The sequence below is a fragment of the Pedobacter frigoris genome, from assembly GCF_032678645.1.
GTDB lineage: Bacteria > Bacteroidota > Bacteroidia > Sphingobacteriales > Sphingobacteriaceae > Pedobacter > Pedobacter frigoris_A.
Genome location: NZ_JAVTSP010000011.1, coordinates 19,527 through 46,356 on the forward strand (window position 1 = coordinate 19,527; position 26,830 = coordinate 46,356).

The 26,830-nt window shown below is 39.4% G+C and carries 20 protein-coding genes; 5 read left to right on the forward strand and 15 right to left on the reverse strand.

Annotation, left to right across the window (positions count from 1 at the left end; genetic code table 11):
* Positions 1-53: 53 nt before the first annotated feature.
* The 3 genes from R2Q78_RS21560 (at position 54) to eno (ending at position 3,315) form a co-directional block, all read left to right on the forward strand.
* Positions 54-821: an ABC transporter ATP-binding protein gene (locus tag R2Q78_RS21560; RefSeq protein WP_316794684.1), complete on the forward strand. Its 768-nt coding sequence runs from the start codon at positions 54-56 to the stop codon at positions 819-821.
* A 14-nt stretch (positions 822-835) separates the two neighbouring features.
* Positions 836-1,927, forward strand: a complete 1,092-nt coding sequence (locus R2Q78_RS21565; RefSeq protein WP_316794685.1) for an ABC transporter permease — start codon at positions 836-838, stop codon at positions 1,925-1,927.
* A gap of 92 nt (positions 1,928-2,019) precedes the next feature.
* A complete protein-coding gene (gene eno, locus R2Q78_RS21570; RefSeq protein ID WP_316794686.1) occupies positions 2,020-3,315 on the forward strand; it encodes a phosphopyruvate hydratase in 1,296 nt (431 codons plus the stop codon).
* Positions 3,316-3,387: 72 nt separating this feature from the next.
* On the opposite strand, the gene R2Q78_RS21575 is transcribed toward eno, so the two are convergent.
* The 6 genes from R2Q78_RS21575 to R2Q78_RS21600 form a co-directional block, all read right to left on the reverse strand.
* Complete coding sequence (locus R2Q78_RS21575; RefSeq protein WP_316794688.1) at positions 3,388-5,493, reverse strand: alpha-L-rhamnosidase C-terminal domain-containing protein; 2,106 nt, start codon at positions 5,491-5,493, stop codon at positions 3,388-3,390.
* A gap of 176 nt (positions 5,494-5,669) precedes the next feature.
* Entirely contained in the window at positions 5,670-7,832 is a 2,163-nt protein-coding gene (locus tag R2Q78_RS21580; protein WP_316794689.1) for an alpha-N-acetylglucosaminidase, read from the reverse strand.
* Positions 7,833-8,039: 207 nt separating this feature from the next.
* Positions 8,040-9,872, reverse strand: a complete 1,833-nt coding sequence (locus tag R2Q78_RS21585) for a RagB/SusD family nutrient uptake outer membrane protein (protein WP_316794691.1) — start codon at positions 9,870-9,872, stop codon at positions 8,040-8,042.
* Positions 9,873-9,975: 103 nt separating this feature from the next.
* Positions 9,976-13,362, reverse strand: a complete 3,387-nt coding sequence (locus R2Q78_RS21590) for a TonB-dependent receptor (RefSeq protein WP_316794693.1) — start codon at positions 13,360-13,362, stop codon at positions 9,976-9,978.
* Between the two features lie 154 nt (positions 13,363-13,516).
* Positions 13,517-14,665 carry a FecR family protein gene (locus R2Q78_RS21595; RefSeq protein WP_316794695.1) on the reverse strand — a complete coding sequence of 383 codons (1,149 nt, stop codon included), beginning with the start codon at positions 14,663-14,665 and terminating at the stop codon, positions 13,517-13,519.
* A 96-nt stretch (positions 14,666-14,761) separates the two neighbouring features.
* Positions 14,762-15,346 (reverse strand): RNA polymerase sigma-70 factor, encoded by a 585-nt coding sequence (locus R2Q78_RS21600; protein WP_316794697.1) that lies wholly within the window; start codon positions 15,344-15,346, stop codon positions 14,762-14,764.
* 113 nt (positions 15,347-15,459) lie between these two features.
* Between R2Q78_RS21600 and R2Q78_RS21605 the strand changes: the two genes are divergently transcribed.
* Positions 15,460-15,759: an FtsB family cell division protein gene (locus R2Q78_RS21605; protein WP_316794698.1), complete on the forward strand. Its 300-nt coding sequence runs from the start codon at positions 15,460-15,462 to the stop codon at positions 15,757-15,759.
* On the opposite strand, the gene R2Q78_RS21610 is transcribed toward R2Q78_RS21605, so the two are convergent.
* Together R2Q78_RS21610 and R2Q78_RS21615 are read right to left on the reverse strand one after the other, a co-directional pair.
* Positions 15,756-16,367, reverse strand: a complete 612-nt coding sequence (locus R2Q78_RS21610; protein WP_316794700.1) for a trimeric intracellular cation channel family protein — start codon at positions 16,365-16,367, stop codon at positions 15,756-15,758. The genes R2Q78_RS21605 and R2Q78_RS21610 overlap by 4 nt on opposite strands.
* Before the next feature lie 6 nt (positions 16,368-16,373).
* Positions 16,374-18,458, reverse strand: a complete 2,085-nt coding sequence (locus tag R2Q78_RS21615) for a hypothetical protein (RefSeq protein WP_316794701.1) — start codon at positions 18,456-18,458, stop codon at positions 16,374-16,376.
* Positions 18,459-18,540: 82 nt separating this feature from the next.
* Here R2Q78_RS21615 and R2Q78_RS21620 point away from each other — a divergent pair, with 82 nt between their 5' ends.
* A complete protein-coding gene (locus R2Q78_RS21620) occupies positions 18,541-19,275 on the forward strand; it encodes a murein L,D-transpeptidase family protein (protein ID WP_316794702.1) in 735 nt (244 codons plus the stop codon).
* Positions 19,276-19,341: 66 nt separating this feature from the next.
* Here R2Q78_RS21620 and fabG read toward each other — a convergent pair whose 3' ends face one another.
* The 7 genes from fabG to R2Q78_RS21655 all read right to left on the reverse strand — a co-directional run bounded on the left by fabG (position 19,342) and on the right by R2Q78_RS21655 (position 26,774).
* Entirely contained in the window at positions 19,342-20,085 is a 744-nt protein-coding gene (gene fabG, locus R2Q78_RS21625) for a 3-oxoacyl-[acyl-carrier-protein] reductase (protein ID WP_316794703.1), read from the reverse strand.
* Positions 20,086-20,115: 30 nt separating this feature from the next.
* Positions 20,116-21,186 (reverse strand): agmatine deiminase family protein, encoded by a 1,071-nt coding sequence (locus tag R2Q78_RS21630; RefSeq protein WP_316794704.1) that lies wholly within the window; start codon positions 21,184-21,186, stop codon positions 20,116-20,118.
* A gap of 21 nt (positions 21,187-21,207) precedes the next feature.
* On the reverse strand, positions 21,208-22,083 hold the full coding sequence (locus R2Q78_RS21635) for a carbon-nitrogen hydrolase (RefSeq protein ID WP_316794705.1): 876 nt from the start codon (positions 22,081-22,083) through the stop codon (positions 21,208-21,210).
* Between the two features lie 57 nt (positions 22,084-22,140).
* A complete protein-coding gene (locus R2Q78_RS21640) occupies positions 22,141-22,344 on the reverse strand; it encodes a cysteine-rich CWC family protein (protein ID WP_316794706.1) in 204 nt (67 codons plus the stop codon).
* 129 nt (positions 22,345-22,473) lie between these two features.
* Positions 22,474-24,858: a ribonucleoside-diphosphate reductase subunit alpha gene (locus R2Q78_RS21645; protein WP_316794707.1), complete on the reverse strand. Its 2,385-nt coding sequence runs from the start codon at positions 24,856-24,858 to the stop codon at positions 22,474-22,476.
* Positions 24,859-24,967: 109 nt separating this feature from the next.
* Positions 24,968-25,942 (reverse strand): ribonucleoside-diphosphate reductase small subunit, encoded by a 975-nt coding sequence (locus tag R2Q78_RS21650; protein WP_316794708.1) that lies wholly within the window; start codon positions 25,940-25,942, stop codon positions 24,968-24,970.
* A gap of 376 nt (positions 25,943-26,318) precedes the next feature.
* Entirely contained in the window at positions 26,319-26,774 is a 456-nt protein-coding gene (locus R2Q78_RS21655; protein ID WP_316794709.1) for a septal ring lytic transglycosylase RlpA family protein, read from the reverse strand.
* Between the last annotated feature and the right edge of the window lie 56 nt (positions 26,775-26,830).

Here is a 26,830-nt window from a genome sequence, read left to right on the forward strand (position 1 = left end):
AGGTTTAGTCTAATAGCATTTTCTGTTCGGCTAAACCTTCTTACATTTATAACATGGATAAAACAAATGCCATTATCAGTGTAAAAAACCTGGTAAAAAAATATGACGATTTCACTGCAGTTCAAGGCATCAGCTTTGATGTTTATGAAAATGAAATATTTGGCCTTCTAGGCCCAAATGGTGCAGGAAAAACGACTACCCTTGAAATCATAGAAACACTTCGCGAAAAAACTTCCGGAGAAATTACGGTCGACGGGTTTTCGGTAGATAAAGATTCCAATAAAATCAAAAGGATCATCGGCGTACAGCTGCAGGCCGCGGGCTATTATCCAAACCTAAATCTTGTTGAACTCATGGAACTGTTCTCGGGTTTGTATGGGGTAGACATCAAACCAATGGAAATGCTGGAGAAGGTAAATCTTCAGGACAAGGCAAAGGCAAAGTACAAAGCGCTATCCGGAGGACAAAAACAACGCTTTTCGATAGCAACCACGTTAATTAATTCTCCGAAGATCATCTTTTTGGATGAACCTACTACGGGTCTTGACCCTCAGGCCCGCCGTAACCTCTGGGATTTGATTATCGACATCAGAAACAACGGTACCACGGTGGTGATTACTACTCATTATATGGACGAAGCTGAGCAACTGTGCGATCGCGTAGCTTTCGTAGAACGGGGTGAAATCATTGCACTTGACACACCGGATAACCTTATCGATAAACTGGTAAGCACCGGTTTTGAGCGTAAAAAAGAAGTTAAAAAGGCCAATCTGGAAGATGTTTTCATCAACCTTACAGGCAAAGAATGGCGTGAAGGATAATTAACAAGACAAACATGAGTAAACCATATAACCATACTAAAGCTACGCTGGCCCTTGCAAAAGCAAGTTTTCGTTCCATTATGCGCAGCCCTTCAGCCGTTGTTTTCACACTTGCATTTCCCTTAATATTTATTCTTGTTTTTGGATTTTTAGGTGGCGGTGGCATAAAAGTAGATGTTGCAGTAAGTCCGGGATCTGATCTAAAAAACCCTGTGATCAATGCGCTGGGACATAATAATGTGGTTCACCTGCTTACTGATAAAGATGCTCAGGAAATCAGGAGAGGCCTGGAAAAGGGAACCATTGATGCCGTTATCACGGTGCAAAAAAACAAAGCAGGTACTCCGGCTTATCTGGCAAACGTCCAGTATACTTCTGCTTCTATCGATAAAGGAAGCATTTTTAAATCTGTCATGAGTAGTTTACTCTATACGCTAAATACCCAAAACACAGAACCAGCTATTGCTAAACTACAAGAAAGCACGATTCAAGGCCGGGTATACCGGACGATTGATTTTATACTGCCGGGGCAACTGGGCTTTTCTCTTTTGAGCACAGGAGTATTCGGAACTGCCTTTGTATTCTTTGGTCTTCGTCAGAACCTGGTGATCAAACGCTTTTTTGCGACACCTGTCCGGAGATCCAGTATCGTATTTGGTGAGGGATTGGCAAGAATAGGCTTTGCTTTGTTGGGCGCCGTGTTCATTATACTCATTGGCCACTTTTTCTTTCATTTTACGCTCATACACGGCATAACTACAATATTAAATATGCTATTACTTTCAGTCATAGGTCTGATCGTTTTTATGGGTTTTGGATTCGTGGTATCTGGCATTGCCAAAAGTGAAAGTACCATACCCCCTATTTCAAATATCATTACGCTACCGCAATTTCTGCTTTCAGGTACGTTTTTCTCCATTGATGCTTTTCCATCATGGCTACAACCAATCAGCAGGGCGCTACCCCTAACCTATTTAAATGATGCCATGAGAAAAGTAGCATTCGAAGGTGCAGGATTATGGGATGTAAAGCAGCAAATCTTCATCATGGTGATTTGGGGAATAGGCATCTATGCCGTTGCGGTTAAAGTCTTTAAATGGGAATAGTGGTTTTTTTAAAATTTATTATAACTTTGGATATTGCCTTAGTAATTGTAATTTGTACACTAAGGCTTATTTACTAATAAAAACCAATAAAAATGAGTTTAATAATTGATGTTCGTGCAAGGCAAATCCTTGACTCCCGCGGCAATCCTACTATTGAGGTAGATGTAATTACTGAAAATGGAATTCTTGGCCGTGCTGCTGTACCTTCAGGTGCTTCGACCGGTATGCATGAGGCCGTGGAGCTAAGAGATGGTGATAAAAAAGTTTATATGGGTAAAGGCGTTTTAAAAGCTATAGCCAATGTAAATGACAAAATCGCTGATGAATTAAAAGGTATTGATGTATTCGAACAAAATGCAATTGATAACTTAATGATCCAACTTGACGGAACGGAAAATAAAGGCAATTTGGGTGCTAACGCAATCCTTGGTGTTTCTTTAGCTGTTGCTAAAGCTGCTGCACAGGAAAGTCGTCAGCCATTGTACCGCTACATCGGTGGTGTAAATGCAAACACTCTTCCTATTCCTATGATGAACATTGTAAATGGTGGTTCTCACTCTGATGCCCCTATTGCATTCCAGGAATTTATGATCATGCCGGTTGGTGCTTCTTCTTTCTCTGAAGCATTGAGATGGGGAACAGAAGTATTCCATAACCTGAAAGCAATTCTTCACGACAGGGGTCTTTCTACAGCTGTAGGTGATGAAGGTGGTTTTGCCCCTACTTTCGGTGGTACTGAAGACGCTGTTGAGACTATCTTGCAGGCTATTGAAAAAGCTGGTTATAAACCAGGTGAGCAAATCGCTCTGGCATTTGACTGTGCAGCTTCGGAGTTCTATAAAGACGGAAAATACGACTATACTAAATTTGAAGGTGAGAAAGGCGCTATCCGCACAAGTGCAGAGCAAGCTGACTACCTGGCTTCATTAACTGAAAAATATCCGATCATCTCGATCGAAGATGGAATGGGCGAGGATGACTGGGATGGCTGGAAATTATTAACTGAAAAAATCGGAGACCGCGTTCAATTGGTTGGTGATGATTTATTCGTTACTAACGTTAAAAGACTACAAACAGGAATCAATACAGATACAGCAAATTCAATCCTTGTAAAAGTAAACCAGATCGGTTCATTAACTGAAACCATCAATGCGGTTACTTTAGCTCAAACAAATGGCTATACTTCTGTAATGTCTCACCGTTCTGGTGAAACTGAAGATGTTACTATTGCTGATTTGGCTGTAGCGCTAAACTGCGGACAGATCAAAACCGGTTCAGCTTCACGTTCAGACAGGATTGCAAAATACAACCAGTTGTTACGTATTGAGGAAGAACTAGGTGCTGCCGCGCGTTTCATCGGTAAAGATTTCAAATACGCAAGAAAATAAAAACTGACTGATCTATATGTTGGTCAGCATTTATAATAAACCCCGGTGTTCTAAGAGCATCGGGGTTTATTTTTAATTGATGTTGGCAACGATCTTCTTTGGCCCGTAAATCAACTTTCCTTTCCAGTCAGCTACAGTTCCTCCCGGCACTTGCAATGTCATTACCTGATCTTTTATGGAAATCAAAATATCGCCCTGAGGAGTTGGCACTGTAGATGTTATCCATTGAAGATAACCGGGCTTGGGATCAACTGAAAATCGCTTCCAGCCATCTTCAAGTGGCCTTACACCAAGAATCTCTGAGGGTAAAAAAGCTGCAGGACCCGCGCTCCAGGCATGGCATAAACTTTTTGCGTAGGGTCTGCCGTAAAATGAATACATTTCATCGCCTGTCTGGGCGGGATCATAAGCTTCCCAAAATGTAGTTGCTCCATATCTGATCATAGTACCCCAATAGTCTTTTACTCCATTAATGAACGGTTCTGAAGCACCCAACCGGCTTAATGCCATGTATTCAAATCCCGCCATATAAGGTGTACCCACTTTAGCGATCGAATTATCCTGCAATACATTGGCTATCTGAAGATGGGATGTTGTGTCTGCCAGTCCTGAAACAACTGCCATAATATTGGCATGTCTCGATATTACTTTCGGTTGATAAGGATCGTCCATCCAGGCGCCTTTAGCACTGTTCCAGGCATTTTTTGTTAGCTGAGATTTTAATACTCGGGATTTTTCCAGCCAGATATTAGCCATTTGCTGATCACCCATCCTGGCAGCAAGTTCTGCTGCACTTTTTTGTGCCCACCACCAAAGCATTTGTAATGTTGTCTTTTTGTTGACTTCCACCCAGTCAATAAATAACCAGGTATCTTTTGGATCAATAAAGCCCAAAGCATCACATTTTTCATTCAACACGGTTAAGGCTTCTTTTATCCTTGGCCATTCCCGCTTCAAATGCTCGGAATCTGCAAAATACAACTGATATAAGTTTTGGGAAATAATCCACCACAAAGAATAATCGATGATCCCATTAATATTTTGCTGTTTGATCCCTGCTCTTCCAAGTACGAGTAAACTTTTTCTTACCAATTCTTTATCTGCAAAAGAATAAGCATTTGCCTGCATGCTCATGGCAAGATCACCTGCCCAGGGAAGGCGGTCCCGTTTTACACCATCAATTAAAAAATCATGCATACAAAGTCTCAGCGTATACGCGCTATTCATCCAGATTTTTGTCAGCAATGAGTCTGAACTTGCAAATGCTCCTTTATAAGTTGCTGGATGGAACAATGCATTACATGTAATCTTAAACGGACTTTCTGAAGAAACTTTTACATAACGAAAGGCAAGTGGAACCTGGGAGCGCCATTGATCTTTACCTGCAGGCACCAACGCCAATGTTTGCTCCAGCACTTTGTTTGCAGTATCCGTGGCTTCTGCAACAGACTCGCCCACATAAATCCCCGGCTTAACTGCTGCTTTTATATAAATATAACCAAGCAATTCTCTTTTAAAATCATAAAGATCTTTTTTTAGCAATACAGGAGTTAGTTTGACTTCACCTAAACCATTGCTATTGTGAGGAGGTATTCCGTCTAAGTTTTGCGAATAAGCATATGCAGGTTCCCATAAAGCTTTATCAGCTTTCCAATACCATTCTCTGTTTGTTGTAGAAAAAGGCCCATCCTTTATTAGCAGGCAAGCAGGTTCTCCATTAGTTAACAGGTCAAACCGGAGCTCCTTAATCAGCATTTTATTGGGTAGAATAATACTGTGAGTTTCTGATTTAGCATCAGCCTTGTAAATCAATTTACCTTCTGCAAAAACACTTACTTTACCAACTGCATAAAACTGGAGATTTTTGACCAATCCACCTTTGTCAGTTACCATTTGAAAAGATGACGCCCTAAATGGGGAATGATAAACTCCCGGATATCCAACTTTCAGCTCCGCCTCCTTAACCGCTGCGCGTAATACACTTAACCTCCAGCTTTCCAGTTCAGCGTAACCATATATCCATGGCGTACCATTTATTACTTCTGATTGCGGAAACTGTATATTACTCCGGTAAGCTGGGTCAATAATTGCATAATTAGATAAAGAATGGGCTTGTGATTGACCGAATGTTTGACTGCTCAAAATTATAAGAAATAAAATGGCAATTGTTTTTTTCATCCCTAAATATCTATTTTATTCATCACTTTTTATTTACCTCAGAAAATATTGATTTCTTTGACGGAAACAAGTATTACAAATACTCAAAAAAAGGCGGGTGTACTCCCCAGCACACCCGTAACCTAACTCAAAATACGACAGACCTCATCTGTGTACGTTTTCAAATCAACGCTGGTTTATTTTAATATCTCGGCAATTAGTTTATTCACTTGCTGATCTGATATTACCTTCGGTAAATGCATATTGCCGTCATTTACCCAATCAGTTTCCATTTCAAAATAGTTTACAGGAGCAACTGATCCACCAGTCATTCTAGCCAACTGATCATTTGTAAATGTTTTCCAACGCGATAAATATAGAGTGCTCATTAAGCCTCCCCACTCCTTGTGAGCATAATCGTGTAAATCAGTGCGGGGATTAGTATCAGGTCCCCAATATGTAATTTGAGCCTTTGCATTCTTTAAAGCATTAACCTTATCAGCAGAAGTTTTACCAAATGCACGAGCCTGCTCCAACCACCTGTTCAATGAAAAGTACTTAGTACTGCACAATATAGAGTCCTGTTGCAAAATCATGGTTTGAAATTTCGAACTTATTACTTTAAATGCATCTGAATCTCTAGCTTCAATAGCATTCATCATAGCCTGGTAAACGACATCTCCTTTATTTGCCTGTACCTGCCTTACAAAATCTATTTTGTCGGTATTGTAAGTCTCAACATGTTTAAAATCATCGGATGCAGAAACAAAAAGTCTGACCGCCTCAGCGAAGCGTGATGTATCATAGTTTCTTTTTCTGGTTCCCCAGGAAGACACAGTTTTAATTCCTATAGCTGGTCTTGCACAGAAAATAGATTCAGATGGCCCTTCCTGCTGAACTTTAGGACTGCTATAAGCGGTTTCTAATAATAGCTGCCAGGCGACTTCCAGCGTTGGACTACTCTTCCCATAACGGTAAGCCACATAACGTTTTATCCATTGCTTAACATCAACATGTTCATTGTGCCAACCCAATTCCATCATCAGGTCAAATGTTACCGGATTATTGTTTATACCTTCTGGAATTATTCCAATCCCTTTTAGGAACTGACCATATTCACTATTTTTAGCTCGATATACTTCATCTGCAAAGCGCTGAAGCTTGCCATAGATTCCGTTTTTTTCTCCAAAATTACTCACATTGCTCCATACAAATGGCGTCCCTTCGTAGCCTTTACGTTTTTCCCAGTTATTGGTATTTTCACCAAAAAGCTCGATAACCAGAGTTTTGCTTTTATCAAGTCCATTCAAAAGACTTGTAGCCGGATTAGATTGCCAGCCTTGCAATACCCATGTACTCGATGGGTAATTCTGTTGCATTACCTTCTGGATTCTGCTCGCTGCTAAGGTCACATCAACTCCCTTTGAACTGCCGCCTTCGTGAAAAGGATCACCACCAAAATAACGGAGGTTTTTACCATACAGTTTTTTCATTTCAGCATAATAGATGTTTGCTATTTTATCGAATGAAGGATCAGTCGGAATTAAAAAATCCGGGCGGGTAAAGCCACCTACCCATTTCCCCTGGTCTATTACTTTGATGTCTATCTTATTTTTTAATGATGTAGGTATCATCCCATAAAAACCGTGCATCACAGGCTCAATACCAAGCTCATGCATTCGTTTTATGATCTTTTGCTGCAATATTACCTGCTGATCAATCAAATCTTGGCTAACCGGGCCTCCCCAACTCTCCAAATTGCCCATTAACCACCATGCTCCGAATGCAGGTCCGGCAATGAAATTCTTCGCTTCCTGATCAGTATAACCCAGCTTCTTTAAAGTGTTTTGCCAAACACCTTCCATTCCAACAGGTGCAAGCATCAGATTTACACCGTTTAAAGCCATCCAATCCAGCTCACGTTCCCAATCTTCCCATCGGTAAAAGCTCATAGAATAACTAATGGTACAATAATTTAATGCATACCTAAAAGGATAAGGCGAAACAACCCTTTCTATCTTTTTGATCTCCGGGAGTTTTGGAAGTGGCGAAAGTTGATCGCCCATGTGTGACATACTGCGGTTGCAATAGTATTTCAAATACCAGTTCAGGCCTTCAGCGGCGGCATTGACGTCAGAAGCTGCAATATGTACTTTATTATTCCTGGTAGATAATTCAAACACATCCCTTCCCTTGTCGGTGGGAATTGTTGAAAAGGCAAGTTTTGTAACCAACCAGGGTGCTCGTCTTGATGCAATGTTTTCAACTGCTTTGAAAGTTTGGGACATCACCGGATTCCCGAGCCCCATTGACGCGCAAATTAATATGCAATGGGCGATCCTTAAAAAAGAAATTTTCATTAGTTTGTTCTATTTGTTAAATGCTCCGATATTGGCTGCTTTACCGGTATTCCATGCTGAATTTACTACAATTTTAATCTACCTTAATGTCTTTAAGGGTTTTAATCATAACAAATTTAAAATTAGAGATAGGGATTAATACAAATCATGTTGAAATATGTACCAGCCTTGAAGGTTAATACATATTTCAACTGATTTAGTGACTGATTACCAGCCTGGGTTTTGCACCAGCTTGTGGTTTACATTTACGTAAGTCTGATTAATGGGATATAAATAGCTTTTCCGCTCAAAGAAAAAGGGTCTCCCTACTAAAACATAATCTTTGTAAAAAGTTGCTGCTGTTGTTCCCTGAGAATACATCCCTCTCATACCGTTTTTATCATCAGCATAATATTTCGTACCCTGTTTCCAACGTTTAATGTCATATAAGGAATGACCTTCAAACATTGTTTCTATCAATTTTTCTCTTCGTACAGCTTCTATCAAATCGTTTCCTGTTAGACTGCCATTCGCTTGAGCCAGACTTGGGATACCTGCTCTACTTCTTATGTCATCCATATACTTGGTTGCGTTGCCATCCAGACTTCCGGTGTACTCTGCACAGGCTTCAGCATAGTTTAGGTAAAGCTCACCCAATCGTATAATAGGATAAGGATATGCTACTACTGAAAACACTGTCGAGGTAACATTAGAAGTGGGGGTAATTCCTTTCTTAATAGCATAACCTGAATATAAATGGTCACTATTGAGATTAGCCATCCCGTTTAATTCGCCTGCGCGCAACATTAATTTTTTGGTCACTCCCCCTATTTCATAATTTCCTCTATCAAATCCTATATAAGCGTAAAAACGAGGTTCCCTGTTCCGGTGCAACTTAATAGTCTCATCGCCCGGGGTTATTGTAAAACGATTGGCCCAATCAAACGTAGGATCTTTTTCCGGAGGAAGGCCATTTTTAGTGTAAAACCTTTCTACAGTCGACAGCGTAGCACCAACTCCTCCGAATGGGCTGCCGGTCTTCCATCCGCGTGGAATAGCGTGTGCGTGAAAGGAATTTGCCCAGGTAGCATCTTCTTTTCTTCCTGAATATCCCCAAATTAGCTCTGAATTCCAGGGATCGACCATTTGCCACCTGGTGTTCATTACAGCTTGTTCAAATGGATCGGAAATGGCGGTTTTGTTATACACGTATAATTTTCCACCTGTCGACTCAAATAGGTCAATCGCTTTTTTAGTTTCATCCATTGCTTTTTTCCACTTCTCCTTATTGTAGGTTTGTGAAATAAGCTGGGTTCCATCAGCATTTTTAAAGTCTGCATAGAATTCAGAATTGCCATTAAACAAAGGGCTGGCGGCAAACAGATACATACGTGCTTTTAAAGCCTGTGCTGCAGATTTGGTAGGTTTCCCGAGTTCCGATGCAGGATACGAGGCCGGCAGACCGCTTTGGGCTTCATCAAATAACCCACCAATAAATGCAACGCATTCATCGTAAGGCCTCCTTGCTGCGAACATGTCATCTCCGACAGCATTTGCAGGTACACTTTTCTGCTGCAATACAATTGGTCCATAATTTTGAAGCAGCACAAAATGAAAATATGCAATCAGAAACTTTGCTTCAGAAGTCCAGGCTTGCTTCTTAGCCGCAAATTCAGACTCACTTATCGTTAAAGGTTTAACCGACTCTAAGTTTTCAAGAAAGATATAACATTGGCGTATCCCTTTATAACATTGTTGCCAGATATCCAACACAGGATCTGAAGCACTGATATTGCCCTGCTGTACCCTCAAAAATGAAAAATATTGTAAACCCCAATGATATGACCCGACGGTTTCATTTGACATTAGCCAGGAGAAATTTGTTCTGTCTTCATTGCTGATAGGCAAGTAACTATAGCAAGAAAATAAGAATCCTTCAGCGGTATTTTCGTTCTTAAACGCATCGCTGATTTTAGGTACGTCACCAGGTACTATATCAAGGTATTTTTGACAACCCGAAAAGGTATAGATGACTGCGATTAATAATAATATTTTTTTCATCTTTTTAAATTTTGTTTCAATATTGATAAGCCATTTTGGTTTACTCTTTGCTGCATAAGGTGTTGAAAAACCATGACCATTACATTTTTTGATTTATTAATGATTAAAACTGAAATTGAACGCCAATTGATCCAATTTTTAGATTCGGATATGAAAGTCCTCTTCCCCCGCCCAGTTCCGGATCCCACAATTTAAAATCAGAAAAGGTCAGTAAATTTTGTCCGGATAAGTACATTCTCGCGAACTTATATGTATATCCTATTTCAACATTTTTTAAACGTATAAACGCCCCGTCTCTTAACCAAAAGGTAGAAGGCTGAAAATTGTTATGATTATTTATACTGCTGATTAAGCGGGGATATGAAGCATTAGGGTTTTCCGGAGTCCAGTAATCTTTGGCAATGAAATCAAGCAGACCTGATTGATCTGAATTAAAAGGATGGATTCCTGATATAACCAGACTTGTTTTAGCTGCTCCCTGAAAGAAAAATGAGAAATCAAACTTCTTGTATTGTGACGACACACCAAATCCGTAGATGATCTGTGGGACAGTTGGATTTCCAAACTGCATTCTGTCGTTGTCATCAATTTTATTATCGCCATTCAGATCTTTATATTTTAAATCACCAGGTTTTAAATCGTTATTATAGGTAGAAACAGGGCTATTCACTATATCAGCATCATCCTTGTAGAAACCATCCGCTATTAATCCAAAAGGTCTGTTTAAAGGTTTGCCTAGCTCAGAAAGATAAGCATATGGAAGTTTCGGTTCATCTCTGTCCAACAGAGTATTCTTCGTAAACGTAAAAGTACCTCTAAGATTTACATAAAAATCGGGGGTAAATTGTTGCTGGTAACTCAGATTCCCATCGAAGCCGCTATTTTTCACTTTCCCAACATTCGCAAAAGGATTAGTACCTACAATTCCAGTCTCTGCAGCTATTACGCGACGTTGCATAAAGATTTTATCCCGTGTTTCGGAGAAAAAATCCACGGTCAGGTTAAGTTTTTCAAATAAACCTAAATCTACACCGACGTTATACTTTTCACCTTCTTCCCAGGTAGCACCCTTTGCCCCAAATCTGGTAATGCTTGCCCCCGTCCCCGATGTTTGCCAATCACTCCCAAATACGTAGCTCCCTGTTGATAAATTGACATCATCCAAATATGGAAAGCGGGCACCGGAAATTTGGTCGTTTCCAACCAAGCCGTAAGATCCGCGTATTTTAAGACTGTTGACTACCTTGGCAAGTGGCTTCCAGAATGTTTCATTTGAAATTAAATAACCGGCAGCAACCGATGGAAAGAAACCAAAACGCATTCCATTTTCAAAGTTATCTGAACCATTATATCCGAAATTACCTTCTATGAAATAGCGTGATTTATAGCCATAAGTTACACGTCCGGCGATCCCCTGGTTTCTATAAGGCAACAAAGGAAAAATAGCTGTACCTGCAGCATTTATTGTGTTATCTCGGGATAAGAAGGCTACCATACCAGACACATCGTGATCCGCAAAAGACCTCGCCCAGTCTGCGACCAGATTGATGGTCATCAGCCGCTCGCCACTTGAACTTGAACTGGTGCTTAGTGCAGTTGTTCCTCGCGTTATCGCATTGTAGGTATAATTGTACTTCCCCTGATCTTCAGTAAACGATTTCACCTCGGAGTAAAAAGGAACAAAGGATCTCGTAATCGCATTTGCCGAGTTATTTTTATAAGAGACAAGGCCCTTTAAATTTAATCCAGGTAATAGGAATTTCATATTCTGATTGAGCTCAAAACTTGCCGTATTGGTTACTGTAAACCTTTTGGTATAACCGCTAACCATTACAGCATAAGGATTTTGATAAATATTTCCACCACTTCCCACGGGGATCGGCCCGCCATTTAGGTTACCAAAAAGGATATAGTCCTGCGCTGGCGATGGTAATACTGGTGCAAACAGTGCAGGGGGCGAAAAAAAGATAGAATTGTAAATGGTCGCCGTGCTGCTTGATGAGCCTGAATAATCTGCCAGCTGGGAATTTATACGAACGACCGCTTTAGTGTTATCGGTTAAATTTACACCAACGTTTGCCACGATATTGTATTCCTGTTGAGCTATGTTATTGTCGAATCTCCCCAGAGGATCTTTTTTCAACATCCCATTATCATTATTAAAAGTTCCGCTGATAAAATAATCGGCTCTTTTACCGCCTCCCGTAACATTGATATTTCCGTACTGGTTCATCGCAAAATCTTTAAAAAGATAATCCTGCCAGTTTACATTGGGATACGCAATAGGATCCAGATTATCTATAGTCCCCTGTATTTTTTCATCTGAGAATCTTGGTGTTGCAGTAGGAAGTCGGTTCAAAATAGCATAATTATATGCCGTCATGTAATCTACCGCATTAGCCATTTTAACCAGCTTTGTGGGTGTCGAAATGGTGTTGTCCAGTCTTACATTAATTCGAGCTTTATCCATATCTCCGCCCCGTTTTGTTGTAATCAGCATTACTCCGTTCGCTCCGCGTGCGCCATAAAGTGCCGTAGCAGACGCATCTTTTAAAACAGAGAAATTATCGATCACCTCCGGCGCGAGGTTATTCATATCACCAATACTGGATTCAACACCGTCGATAAAGATCAAAGGTGAAGTATTGCCGGTGAAAGTCGAAATCCCCCTGATCCAAAAATTAGATCCATCTGCACCGGGCTCTCCACCACGCTGTACAGCTACTACACCTGCGATCCTTCCGGCAAAGGCATTACTGAGCGTACTTGTGGGTATCTTAAGGTCTTTAGGAGAAATTGATGAGATCGCCCCGACCACACTCACCTTTTTTTGCTTTCCGAAACCCACAATTACCACTTCATTCATTTCAGATGTGGTTTCCGTCAACACGATTTCAACATTGTTTAAAGCCTCAACTTCTCTGGTTACATAGCCTATATATGTAACTGAAAGGACACTTTTATCAGACTTTACATTAATGATAAATTCGCCATTATTATTGCTTTTCACAACATTTGAGGTTCCTTTTTCTGTAATTGAAGCACCGGATACAGGAAGGCCCTTTTCATCTAAGATTTTTCCTCTAATCTCAACTATCAATTGCTTAGGTACAATTTTCAGATTAGAAATTCCCTTGTCTTTTACTACTACAGTTGATGACTCAATCACATAATCAACGGGCTGCCCCGCAAAGCAAAGATCCAGTGCTTTCGACAACGAAACGTCCTTTACATTTATAGATACATTTTTCGCTTTTCGAATTTTGCTGGTATTGTATATAATATCAAACCCACTTTGTTCACTAATTTTTACTAAGATGCGCTCCAATGAGACATTTTTCTCTGCGATTGTAATGCTATTCTGTGAAAATGCTGTTGCACTCACCTGCGTAACGAGGCAAAAGATTAAAGCGATGGTAAGTTTCATGGTCAATAAAATCTTATACTTCATACAGGAATCCCTGTACGAATTAAAATCGTAAAATTTCATACATTTGTTTTGTTTAGGTTTATCGATGCTCTGAAGACCAGATGCACCATGTTTGTTTGGTTAATTATTGCAAGATAATTTGAGTAGATAAACTAAATTTCTCCGGAGGTGTGTCCAGCACTTCCGGTTAGTTAAGTTTGACTCTGAGTAAAACTTATGGCATAACTGTAACCCTCCTTCCAACAACTTTAAATTTAACATCTCCAGTCAATCGCAAAACTTCTAACGCTTCGCTTAGGTTTTTGGATCTTGACACCCGACCGCCAAAACTCAGACCATCCACATTGCCAGAATATTCAACTTCTATATCATACCACCGTGACAATTTTCTCATGATGGTCTTTAGATCATCGTCCTTTAAAATAAACTTGCCGTTTTTCCAGTCTATCGCATTCTGAACATCTACTTCTTTAACCACGATATTTTTCTCTATTAATGTAGCCTGCTGTCCCGGTTTAAGGTAAGTAGCATTTACTTTTACACTCCCCTGTAACAGAGTAGTTTTAATATACCCATCGTCGTCATAGGCTGAAATGTTAAAATGAGTTCCCAACACTTTTACTTCCTGATTATCTGAACTTACAATAAAAGGCCTTGACGAGTCGTGACTTACCTCAAAATATCCCTCTCCCTTAAGTTCAATCCGTCTTTCTTTACCATTAAAAGAAGAAGGATATCTCATAGAAGAAGCTGAATTCAACCAGACCTTAGTCCCGTCCGATAAAGTAATTTCATACTTTCCACCTTTAGGTGTCAATACGGTAAGGTATTTAATTCTATTGTCGCTCTCATCACCTTTGAAATTAGATTTGGAATAAACCAAAGATCCATCCCCTGTCTTTTCTATGCTTAATCCCGTTTGTTTTGCTATAACTCCGTTACCAGCTTTGTCCAAATCAATTCTTGATCCGTCATCCAGAATCAAAATAGCTTTATTAGTACCCGGCAATATCTTGCTTGCGTAATCTATATTGTCAGCTGCTTTCTTTAATTGAATTTGATTAAACCACAATGTCATTCCAACAACAATCAAAATTGCTGCTGCTGATATCCATTTTAACCTGGACAAAATGACAATTCGTGTACCACGCTTATCTACTTTTTCAATATCCCCTTCATCCAATCCAGCCTTTATCTTTTCCAGGATAGCAAACTTCAGCAGTTCTTCTTTTTCTGGAGCAACAAATACTTCTCCTTTAGTCTGCAACTTTTCATAATACAACTCTACCAAAAGCTGATCTGCTTCTGAAGCAGTACCATTTATATAGTTATCTATAAGAAATAAAAATTGTTCTCTTTCCATGTTATAAGTATATGTACCAAAATATAGGTTATACCCTACGGGATTTTTAAACTTTTTTCAAAAAGCAGACAAATTGATTTAAAAAGGATCTGAAACCTAAAAATTAGAGGTGCCGTAATAAAATATAACTGTAAGACAAAGCTCAATGCTTAGCCCCTCCCTTATCAGTTTAAGTGATTTTGTCATTTTCTTTTCGACAGTCTTTTCCGAGATTTGAAGTACTTCAGCAATCTGTTTGTAGGTAAGGTTTTCTTCCCTGCTCATCTTGAATATTTCCTGGCAATCCTCAGGCAAACGGTCGAGGAGGTGCTGAATCAGGTGCTGCTGCTCTTTAAAGAGCAGAGGATTTTCAGTAAAAATCTCCGTAGTCACTTCCGCAAGCCTTTTATAAAATTGCTGATCGGTCTTCTGGGCCCGAATCGCCTTCAGTACCGTAAAACGGGCAGCCTGATGCAGGTAGGCCTTTAATGATATTATCTCTACATTATTTCTTCGCTGCCAAAGACTGGTAAATACCTCCTGTAATGCATCTGAAGCTCCTTCTTCATCCTGAAGAATTCTATAAGCAGAGTGATAAAGTGATTTCCAATATCGGTTGTATATCTCATTAAAAGCAGTCTGATCCCCATTTTTCATCATGGCAACCAAATCACTATCAGTAAGTATTACATCCTCCCTCATTGTTATAAAAAACGAATCTAACAAATATTTTACATTTTTTGAGTTTGCTCAATTTTTAATAATCCAAATATAATTTGTTTGTAACTGGCGAAACGATTTCTATATTTGTTATCATGAATCGTTTACTCGAACTTATACGCAATAAATACTTCCTTTCTGTAGCCGCTTTTGTGGTATGGATGCTATTCTGTGACAAGAACGATGTAATCGCGCAATATGAGTACAGATCAGAGGTCAATAAACTGCAGGAAGAAAAGGACTTTTATACTAAAGAAATCGCGACTGTTAAGAAAGACCTCAACGAACTAAACACCAACCTAAATACTGCAGAGAAATTTGCCCGCGAAAAGTACTTCATGAAAAAAGACAATGAAGATGTTTTCGTAATTATCAAAGAAACCCCAATGGACTAGAATCCGAATCTCGGAAGTGTAAGTTTATACCTTACGACAACTATCCTTAAAGCAAAAATAAAAGCCATAACAGCGATCTGAGCAACATCATCTTTGAGGTTAAAATACAATAAAGCATAATACAGTACCCCGCCGAGGATACAGGCAGTAGCATAAACTTCCCTTTTAAAAATCAGCGGAATCGTATTCAGCAAAGTATCACGGATTATCCCTCCAAAACAACCTGTAATTGTGCCTAATGCAATGCAAATACCAGGACTAAGCCCAAAAACTATCCCTTTCTGAATTCCCAGCATAGTAAACAGGCCCAGCCCTAAAGAGTCGAATAAAAACAATGTCACCTTAAACTTCTTAATGTGTGTTTTGAAAAAGATGGTGGCAACGGAGGTGAGCAGGATCAGCAGGCAATAATTTACATCCCTCATCCAGGCTACTGGCGTATCCCCCAACAGCAAATCGCGGACAGTACCACCACCAATAGAAGTCACAAAGGCAATGATCAATACTCCGAAAGGATCTAGTCGCTTCTGCATTGCCGCAAAGGATCCTGATATTGCAAAGGCAATAGTTCCCAGGATTTCTATGGCTTCTAATGTACTGATCTGCATAAATTCTTATATTTCGCCATTTCTCTTTCTAAAAAACCATTCTAAGGTCAGTAAGGCCATGATGAATGCAAATAGCCATTTAAAGTTAATCAGCTCTTCGTACTTTCTATCTTCATAACTCAACGTTTTGATCTGATCATTACTTTCTATCGCATTCGCTATTTTAAGCAGGTCCTGAGGCATATATAACTTCCCATTGGTCGCCGCCGACATCGTATTTAGCAACTGATGATTAGCTGTAGTCTGCTGATATTCTGCCAGTAGCGCATTGACATAAAAAACACCTTGCTCTGTATATTTTTTTCCACCTAAGGTAGTGCTTGCAGTATAAGTGTAAGTACCTGCGGGCAATGTTCCTGCATCCAATTGATAGGCAGACTCGGTCCTCGAAAAAAGAAAGTTATACGTTTTTCCTTCGCCATTCTTTAGCTGTATACTGACATCGGATGTATTAACAGAAACATAGCTATCATTGTATAGCACAGCATTGATCAGTATATTTTCGTTTTCATCAAATGTGCTCTTTGCGGTATATACCTTAAACTTGCGTTTATCATCCTTAACAGAAAGATATTGAACCGAACTGCTCACCAGCGTATTAAAAACAGTCGAAGTCTGTTCTTCCTGAGCTTCTGAGAGTTTCCACCTCCATAATCCTTCACCTATCAGATACCCTATTTTTTTACCGTTATCATTCATAAAAAACAATTGCGGTGATTCGGTTTTGATTTTACCTATACGCTGTTTCAGTGCGACAATAGCATCTCCGCGGGCATTCAATTGCCCAAATGGAGCTTGCAAAGGATCAAATCCTTCTATCAGCTTTACGTTTGCAGGATCAAGGTTGAATGCCGTAAAATTAGGGTTAAATGACGGAAAAGCTTCCTGCATAGTTTGATTGCTCCCGCTATAGTTTACGGAGCTTTGTAATTGATTAAAGATATTTAAATTACTCTGAGCACCTAAAATGTACCATAAAGGAGCATTACTTTGCTTGACTTTGTTCATAAAGCCTGATGCGTCATTTTGCAAAGAAGGAAGTTGATACATGATGATCAATCCATAGTCATTGGGGTTAATCGCATTCAGATCATCACCCAGAAGTACTTTTAAATCATAATGTTTATTCATCATGATGGACTGTTTTAAAGCGGCAATGTCGGGATGTGGAGCAGAAGCCGCAATCAATACTTTCTGCCTGGCATCTATCACATCAATAAAAATATGCTGTACATTGTTCCGATCTGAAATCTCATTTGCAATCGGCTTTACAACGATCGTATATTTTTGAAGTCCAAGCTTGGAAGCTTTGAGTTTTATGGGTATGGTTTTAGCAAAAGCATTTGATGTGATCTGAAACTTATCAGTATATATGCTCTTTCCATTCTCGACCACTGAAATTGTGCTTTCCGCACCCTTCGCCTCAAATGCCTGAACCTGGGCTTCAATTGTGAATTCATTATCCAGATAAGCCAGGCTATTATGATTTACATTGGAGATCATCAGGTCTTTCTTAGGCACAGTGTCTCCAAGTCCTATAGTATAAACAGGTGCTTTTAATTTATTCAGATCATATAATGGGCTTCCTCCACGATTAAAAATCCCATCAGACGCCATGATCACCGCACCAACATTACGGTTTACCAACTCGTCATTCAGCTTGTTTATAAATCCTGCGCCATTGCTTAACTTTCCCTCATTCTTGAAATCAAACCCACTTTTAACACTATCGCTAAAGCTGTATATTTTAACATCATATTTATCAGAAAGGCGGCTTGACAAAGCCTTAAGATTCTTTTCATACTGCTGTTTATCAAAACCTGCCGCTACAATACTACCTACTGAAATGGAATTATCTTGCCCAATGACGATAACAGGCTTTTCAAGCGTATAGGAGATGTTGCGCACCAAAGGAAAAAACAATAAAAAACCGATCGCCGTAATCACTATCGCTCTGCACACAGCAAGTCCGTAACGCAGTTTTTTATCCAGATGTTCGCTTCTGCTATACAATAGCCAGGAAAGCCCAATACCGGCAAGCAGACATCCCGTTAGTGTGAGTAAAGTATACAAATTAAGTGATTCGCTCATATGTGTTTGGGTAAAGATGCTAAATTTTAAAATAAACTGCGAAGCATTTTATCTAAGTTTGTTTTAGAAATTAACGTGTATTATGAAATGGTTTTTAAAGCTCCTCTTATTGTTTTCCATGACCACAACAACAATAGCCCAAACAGATTTTAAAGCGCATCAATTGACATTTGAAAGGGTCAGAACAGCTTATAAAGAAAAATGGCCGGTCCTGAAGACGGAGTTGGAAACTGCAGGTATAAAAGAAGCCTTTAATCTTTACATCGTCGCTTATAAATATGAATCAAGATTAGAAATATGGGTTAAAGACAGGAATAAAAAGCAATACCAACTATTTAAGGCATATAGCTTTTGTGCCAACTCAGGAACACTTGGACCAAAGATAAAAGAGGGTGACCTTCAAACTCCGGAAGGTTTTTATCATGTTAATGCATTCAACCCCAAAAGCAATTTCTACCTGTCATTGGGGGTAAATTACCCTAATGGTATCGATCGTTTAAGGAGTGGCAAAGAAAAACCAGGAGGAGACATTTACATTCATGGAAATTGCGTTACAGTGGGTTGCATTCCATTAACCGACGAAAAAATTAAAGAAGTTTACGTCCTTGCTGTAGAAGCAAGAAATGCAGGGCAACAGCAAATCCCTGTTCATATCTTCCCTTTCAAAATGAATACAGCAAACCTCAACAAACAGTTGCCGAGGTTTCCTCAACAGAAAAATTTATGGGAGACATTAAGAGTTGGATATGATTACTTTCAAAAAAACAAACTAATACCAACGGTAACCGAACTTAACGGTAAATATATAATCAAATAAAAAAGGTCATTTGAAAAGGTATATTACCATTTCAAATGACCTCTTTTATTACAAATACTTTATCAGTTATAACATTCCGCCGCAAACAGACAATACTTGCCCCGTTACATAGGCGCTCATGTCTGAAGCAAGGAATAAACATGCATTTGCTACATCTTCAGTCTCTCCTGCCCTTTTTAAAGGAATACCTTCTTCCCAACCCTGAACTACCTTAGGATCTAAAACGTCAGTCATCTCTGTACGGATAAAACCTGGGGCAACTACATTGGTGCGGATGTTACGTGAGCCCAATTCTTTTGCCAGTGATTTAGAGAAACCAATAATTCCAGCTTTTGAAGCAGCATAGTTTGCCTGACCTGCATTACCTTGCACACCAACGACTGAACTCATATTGATGATAGAACCTTTACGCGCTTTCATCATTACCTTAGACGCAGCCTTAGATACATTAAAAACAGATTTAAGGTTCACATTGATGACCTCATCCCACTGTTCTTCGCTCATACGCATTAACAAGCCATCTTTAGTGATACCAGCATTGTTGACAACGATGTCTAATCCACCGAAATCGGCAACGATCTCATTGATGAGTTGCTCAGCCTCGCCAAACTTAGATGCATCTGAACGATACCCTTTAACTTTTGTTCCAAAGCTTTGGAGTTCTGTTTCCAGTGCCTGACCTTTCTCCACTGAAGACAAGTAGGTAAAAGCTACATTAGCACCTTGTTCAGCAAATTTTTCCGCTATTTTGCGGCCTATTCCTTTAGAAGCACCAGTGATCAGTGCTGTTTTTCCTTCTAATAATTTCATGTATACTATTTTGTTTGGTTATCTATTGGTTTATTTCTGTAAAGCAGGTTCCTGCTGACTCAAACAATGGAAACTTCCGAGTCCCCATATGATATCTGTGGAATCTATACCCACTACTTTTCTATCAGGGAATACTTCCTGAATGATCTTTAGTGCTTTCTCATCATTTACATCCCTGAACGTAGGCACTACAACTGCTACATTTGCTATATAAAAATTAGCATAAGAGGCTGGTAAACGGGTATCTTCATGGATCACCGGACACGGCATAGGCAATTCAACTATGTTCAATGGTTTTCCGTTTAACAACCGCAATGTCTTTAGCATTTCCAGATTTTCTTGTAAGAGCAAATAGTTTTCATCCAAAGGATTACTTTCTACTACTGTCAATACGGTATCTTCATTTACAAAACGTGTGATGTCATCAATATGTCCATCTGTATCATCTCCAACAATACCATCGCCCAACCAAAGGATCTGCTCCGCACCATAGAACTCCATCAGGTATTGCTCAATCTGCTCTTTACTCAAATGAGGATTCCTGTTTTCATTCAACAAACAAGCAGTAGTTGTCAAAATTGTTCCTGCTCCATTAAACTCTACCGAACCTCCTTCCATCACAATATCCGGATGGTAAACAGGTAAATCAAAATGCTGTGCTATTTTTGTTGGGATGACATCATCAAGATCATATGGAGGATATTTATCTCCCCATGCATTATAACCCCAGTCTACTACCGCTTTTTCTCCTGATTCCCTACCCAGTAAAAAAGCCGGACCGTGATCTCTGCACCAGGCATCATTACTTTCATTAAAATAGAATTCGATCTGATCCAGATTTGCCCCTACTTTTTTAAGTTCCTCAGTCGCAAAGGCTTTTGTACCTTCATCATTGATGTTGATCCTTACCTTTTCACCCTCTGCTACAATTTTTATAAACTGACAGTAAGGTTCATATATGGTCTCAATTTTACCTGGCCATGAAGCCTCTTTATGAGGCCAGCTGAGCCATGTAGCTTCGTGCTTCACCCATTCGGCGGGAAAACTATAGCCCTTCTTTTTAGGGCTGTTATTAAATATTACTTCGTTAAATGAGGACATTTCTAAATCTTAAATACGCTCTTAATCTTCGTCAATATATCTTTTTGTGATGGGCTGATAGGAATCGATCCTGCGATCTCTAAGGAAAGGCCAGTGCTTGCGATAGAAATCAGAGTCGGATAAATTTAGTTCTACCACTTCCGTCTCTTCCTGATCATGGGAGCCAAGGTAAAGCAGTCTTCCCTGAGCATTTGTCGCAAAGCTTCCTCCCCAGAATTTCATTGCCCCATTCTGCTCAAAACCTACACGGTTTACGCTCACAACCGGGACTCCGTTTGCCACAGCATGTGAACGCTGAATGGTTTGCCATGCATCATATTGATCCTTATTTGTTTCTTCATCCTGATCTGTCGCCCAACCAATAGCCGTCGGGTAAAACATAATATCCGCACCCATTAACGCAGTAATACGTGATGCCTCAGGATACCACTGATCCCAGCAAATCAATATGCCGATTTTAGCAAATTTGGTTTGAAATACCTTATAACCTAAGTCGCCTGGTGTAAAGTAGAATTTTTCGTAGAAAGCCGGATCATCCGGGATATGCATTTTGCGGTATTTACCCAGGTAAGAGCCATCAGCATCCAAAACTGCAGTAGTATTATGATAAAGTCCCTCGGCACGTTTTTCAAATAACGAAGCAATAATCACAACACCCAATTCTTTTGCAATCACTTGTAAAGCATCAGTTGACGGGCCTGGAATCGATTCAGCAAGATCAAAATTATCATAGTCTTCGACATCGCAAAAATACAGAGAGGTAAAAAGCTCTTGCAAGCAAACGATCTGAGCACCTTTTGCTACTGCTTCTCTTACTTTTAAAATCGCTTTATCTAAATTCTCCTGTTTATCTTTAGTGCAGCTCATCTGCACCAAGCCAACTTTTACTTTCTTCATCGGTCTTAAAATTTGTGTCCAAAGTTAGCCAAAAAAAATAAAAGATTAGGCCGATAACTAGGAGGCCACGCTATCTCTATACTCCTGCTGCAATTCGAATAAACATTTTGCACACAGGCAGCCATCATAAAGTTCGCTAATGTATTGAACCTCATTTAGATTGAGTTGAACCACGCTACACTGGCATTTTGTGTAAGAATTGGCCTTACACTCTATGGGTGCACCACAACGCTCGCAGGGTATAATCTCGTGTTTAGCCATTGGCGCAAAGATACGTTATGTAGCAGATATACTATTTCACCTGTAAGTAATTATTCACAACCTTACAGATAAAAAAAGAGGCTGATCATGTGAATGATACAGCCTCTTAGAATTAATTACTGGTTCAGTTTAACCTGAACAGCTGATACAACCTTCTTCCATTGTACAAACCGGCCCTTCTATAATCTCTTCAGCACTTTGGCTTTGAGAAATATGTTCAGGAATCACCGGTTCCATATTTTTACCGGCCTGATTCTCTACTGTAAACTTAACAGCTTGTGAAGCAGCTTGAGTACGCAGGTAATACATACCTGTTTTCAAACCTTTTTTCCATGCATAGAAGTGCATTGAAGTTAGTTTTGATGTATTCGGCGCGTTGATAAACAAGTTTAATGATTGCGACTGGCAAATATAAGCTCCCCTGTCAGCAGCCATATCTATAATACTACGCATTTTGATCTCCCAAACTGTTTTGTACAGTTCTTTGATATAATCAGGGATCTCTGCGATGTCCTGGATAGAACCGTTAGCTAAAATGATCCTGTCTTTCATAGCCGGAGTCCACAAACCTAAAGCAACTAAGTCTTTCAGCAAGTGTTTATTTACTACGATGAACTCACCGCTCAATACCCTTCTGGTATAAATATTAGAAGTATACGGCTCGAAACATTCATTGTTACCAAGTATCTGTGAAGTAGATGCAGTTGGCATTGGCGCTACCAATAGTGAGTTATATACACCATCTTTTACTACTTTTTCACGCAATACTTCCCAATCCCATCTTCCGCTGTCTGGTGTTACATTCCACAGATCGAACTGGAATTTACCTTCAGACAAAGGAGAACCTTTGAATGTCTGATAAGGACCGTTCTGAACTGCAAGATCATGAGATGCAGTCATTGCTGCAAAATAGATCGTTTCGAAGATCTCTTTGTTCAAAATACGGGCACCTTCACTTTCAAAAGGTAAGCGCATTAAAATAAACGCATCAGCTAATCCTTGTACACCCAAACCAACTGGCCTGTGACGCATGTTAGAATTTCTAGCCTCTTCTACTGGATAATAGTTATAATCGATGATCTTGTTCAGGTTGATGGTAGCCTGATAAGTAACATCATATAATTTTTGGTGATCAAATTCACCGTTAATTACGAATCTAGGTAAAGCAAGTGAAGCAAGGTTACAAACAGCCACCTCATCTTTAGAAGTATATTCTATGATCTCAGTACAAAGGTTAGAGCTTTTAATTGTACCCAGGTTTTGCTGGTTTGATTTGCTGTTTGCAGCATCTTTATACAATAAGTAAGGCGTACCTGTTTCAATTTGTGAATCAAGGATAGCAAACCACAATTCCTGAGCTTTGATGGTTTTACGTGCTCTTCCTTCTTTTTCGTAACGCTCATATAAAGCATCAAATTCTTCACCAAAGCAATCTGCTAATCCAGGTGCTTCATGCGGACAGAATAAGCTCCAATCGCCATTTTCTTCTACACGTCTCATGAATAAATCACAAACCCAAAGTGCGTAGAACAAATCACGCGCACGTAATTCCTCTTTACCATGATTTTTACGCAGGTCCAGGAAGCTAAATACATCAGCATGCCAAGGCTCTAAATAAATTGCGAATGCACCTTTACGTTTACCTCCACCCTGATCTACATAACGTGCTGTATCGTTAAATACTTTAAGCATTGGCACGATACCGTTACTTGTACCATTGGTACCACCGATATAAGATCCGGTTGCGCGGATATTGTGAATACTCAGACCTATACCGCCTGCACTTTGTGAAATTTTAGCAGTTTGTTTTAATGTATCATAAATTCCTTCAATACTGTCGTCCTGCATAGTCAACAAAAAGCATGACGACATTTGAGGCTTAGGAGTAGCTGCATTGAATAATGTAGGGGTAGCGTGTGTAAACCAACGCTCACTCATTAAGTTATATGTTGCAATAGCACTATCGATATCAGCTTTGTGAATACCTACAGCTACACGCATAAATAAATGCTGAGGACGCTCTACAATTTGACCGTCAACTTTCAACAGATAAGATTTCTCTAAAGTTTTGAACCCGAAATAATCAAAACCAAAATCTCTGTCGTATATAATTGTACTGTCTAATATATCAGCATTCTCCTGGATTACTTCCCAAACATCATCAGCGATTAGCGAAGCAGGCTTTCCAGTTTTATCATCAATATATTTATACAACATCTCCATCGTTTTAGAAAACGACTTCGTAGTGTTTTTATGTAAGTTAGATACAGCAATACGTGAAGCCAGCAAAGCATAATCAGGATGCTTGGTGGTTAAAGAGGCTGCGGTTTCAGCTGCAAGATTATCCAGTTCGGAAGTAGTTACGCCATCATATAAGCCCTCAATCACCTTCTTGGCAACATCAATAGGATCTACAAGTTCAGCATTAAAACCATAGCATAACTTCTCAATACGAGCCGTTATCTTGTCAAACCGTACCGCTTCTTTGCGGCCATCTCTTTTTATTACAAACATATTTTTCAGGTATTTATGGTGCGTATTGAATTTGTGATGAGCAAGTCCAGCATCGGCACCGAATTTTAACTATTTATCTAATTTCCTTATTGTCTAACCTCAATAAGGTCTAAAAATCATCATCTAATGAGAATGCAGAGGCTTTGTCTTCAGTAGAAGTCAATACACCACTTTTCTGATAGTCACCTACCCTTTTCTCAAAGAAGTTTGTTTTTCCTTGTAGAGAAATCATCTCCATAAAGTCAAACGGATTGGTTGCGTTGTATATTTTAGTATAACCCAACTCCTGAACCCATCTGTCGGCCACAAACTCAATATACTGAGACATCAGTTTTGCATTCATACCAATCAGCGCTACAGGAAGTGCATCGGTAATAAACTCTTTCTCAATTTCTACCGCATCTTTAATGATGCCATGCACCTGTTCCTCTGTCAATTTAGTCTGCAGCATGCTGTACAATAAACAAGCGAACTCACAGTGCATACCCTCGTCTCTTGAAATCAGCTCATTACTAAATGTCAGTCCCGGCATCAGTCCACGTTTTTTCAGCCAGAAGATAGAGCAGAAACTTCCGCTGAAGAAAATTCCTTCAACTGCAGCAAATGCCACCAGACGCTCTGCAAAATTACCTCCTTCTATCCATCTTAATGCCCATTCTGCTTTTTTCTTTACACATGGTACAGTTTCAACAGCATGGAACAAACGGTCCTTTTCATCAGGATCTTTAATATAAGTATCAATCAATAGTGCATAGGTTTCCGAGTGGATATTTTCCATCATGATTTGAAAACCATAAAAACAACGTGCCTCAGGCAGTTGTACTTCGCTCATGAAATTTACAGCCAGGTTTTCATTCACAATACCATCACTGGCAGCAAAAAAAGCAAGAATATGAGAAATAAAATGTCTTTCACCATCATTCAGGTTATCCCAGTGTTTCTGATCATCCGAAAGATCTATTTCTTCAGCAGTCCAAAAACTAGCTTCACTTTTCTTATACATCTCCCAGATTGCCGGATATTTAATCGGTAAAAGAACAAATCGGTCTTTGTTTTCCTTTAATAATAACTCTTCTTCTTGCATAAGCCTCTTTTTATTTGTGAATGATTGAACTTTAAAACCTTTGTTAAATCACACAGTCGGCGAAACCATACTTAATTTTTAAAAGATTAAAAGACTCGGAATTCTTCGGCAACCTTAAGCAACTAAATATTAAACCTTTAACTAAAAATCTATGTGTGATTTATTAAAGAATCTTACTTAAACAAATATAAAGCATGAGGGATTTTTTATCGAACAAAGTTGTTAACAAGGTGTGGGATAACTGCTTTAAAAAGATCAGATTTCAGTCATAATCAACCAACAAAAAAGCTAATTATTTCTTTTTTAGGGGATAGGGAATTTTTTTAATTGTTAATAATTTAAAAAAACTGACTTTACCTCCTGAAAAGTTAAGTTATTATTCAGTTTCCGGAAGGTAGCTGATTTCTACTCTAGCAACACCTTTTCCGAAGATACCAATCTCCTTTGCCGCCGCTTCTGACAGGTCTATTTTAAATTTTTTAGAATGAGGCCCACGATCGTTGATCTCTACATCGACGGACTTCCCATTTTCCGGATTTGTTACTGTTACTATAGTCCCAAAAGGTAAAGTAAGGTGTGCGGCGGTAAGTTTCTTGCGGCGATAGCGTACGCCACTTGTCGTTTTCCGTCCTTCAAATTTTCTGTGATAATATGTTGCCAGAACCGTTTTAGAAATTAGTTCTGATTCGTCTTCATCAGATACCTTTGTGTTATTTAATGCTGTTTTATGAACATTATTAGCAATCGTGCCTGCCCCCTGATCTCCCGTAGTCTCCTGCGCAAAACCGACAAAAGACATTAGCATACCACATAACAATAAACAATACTTCATATTTACTTTAGTTGGTGAATCCTGCAAACATAAGTAAACTAAGTGGTTATAAACAA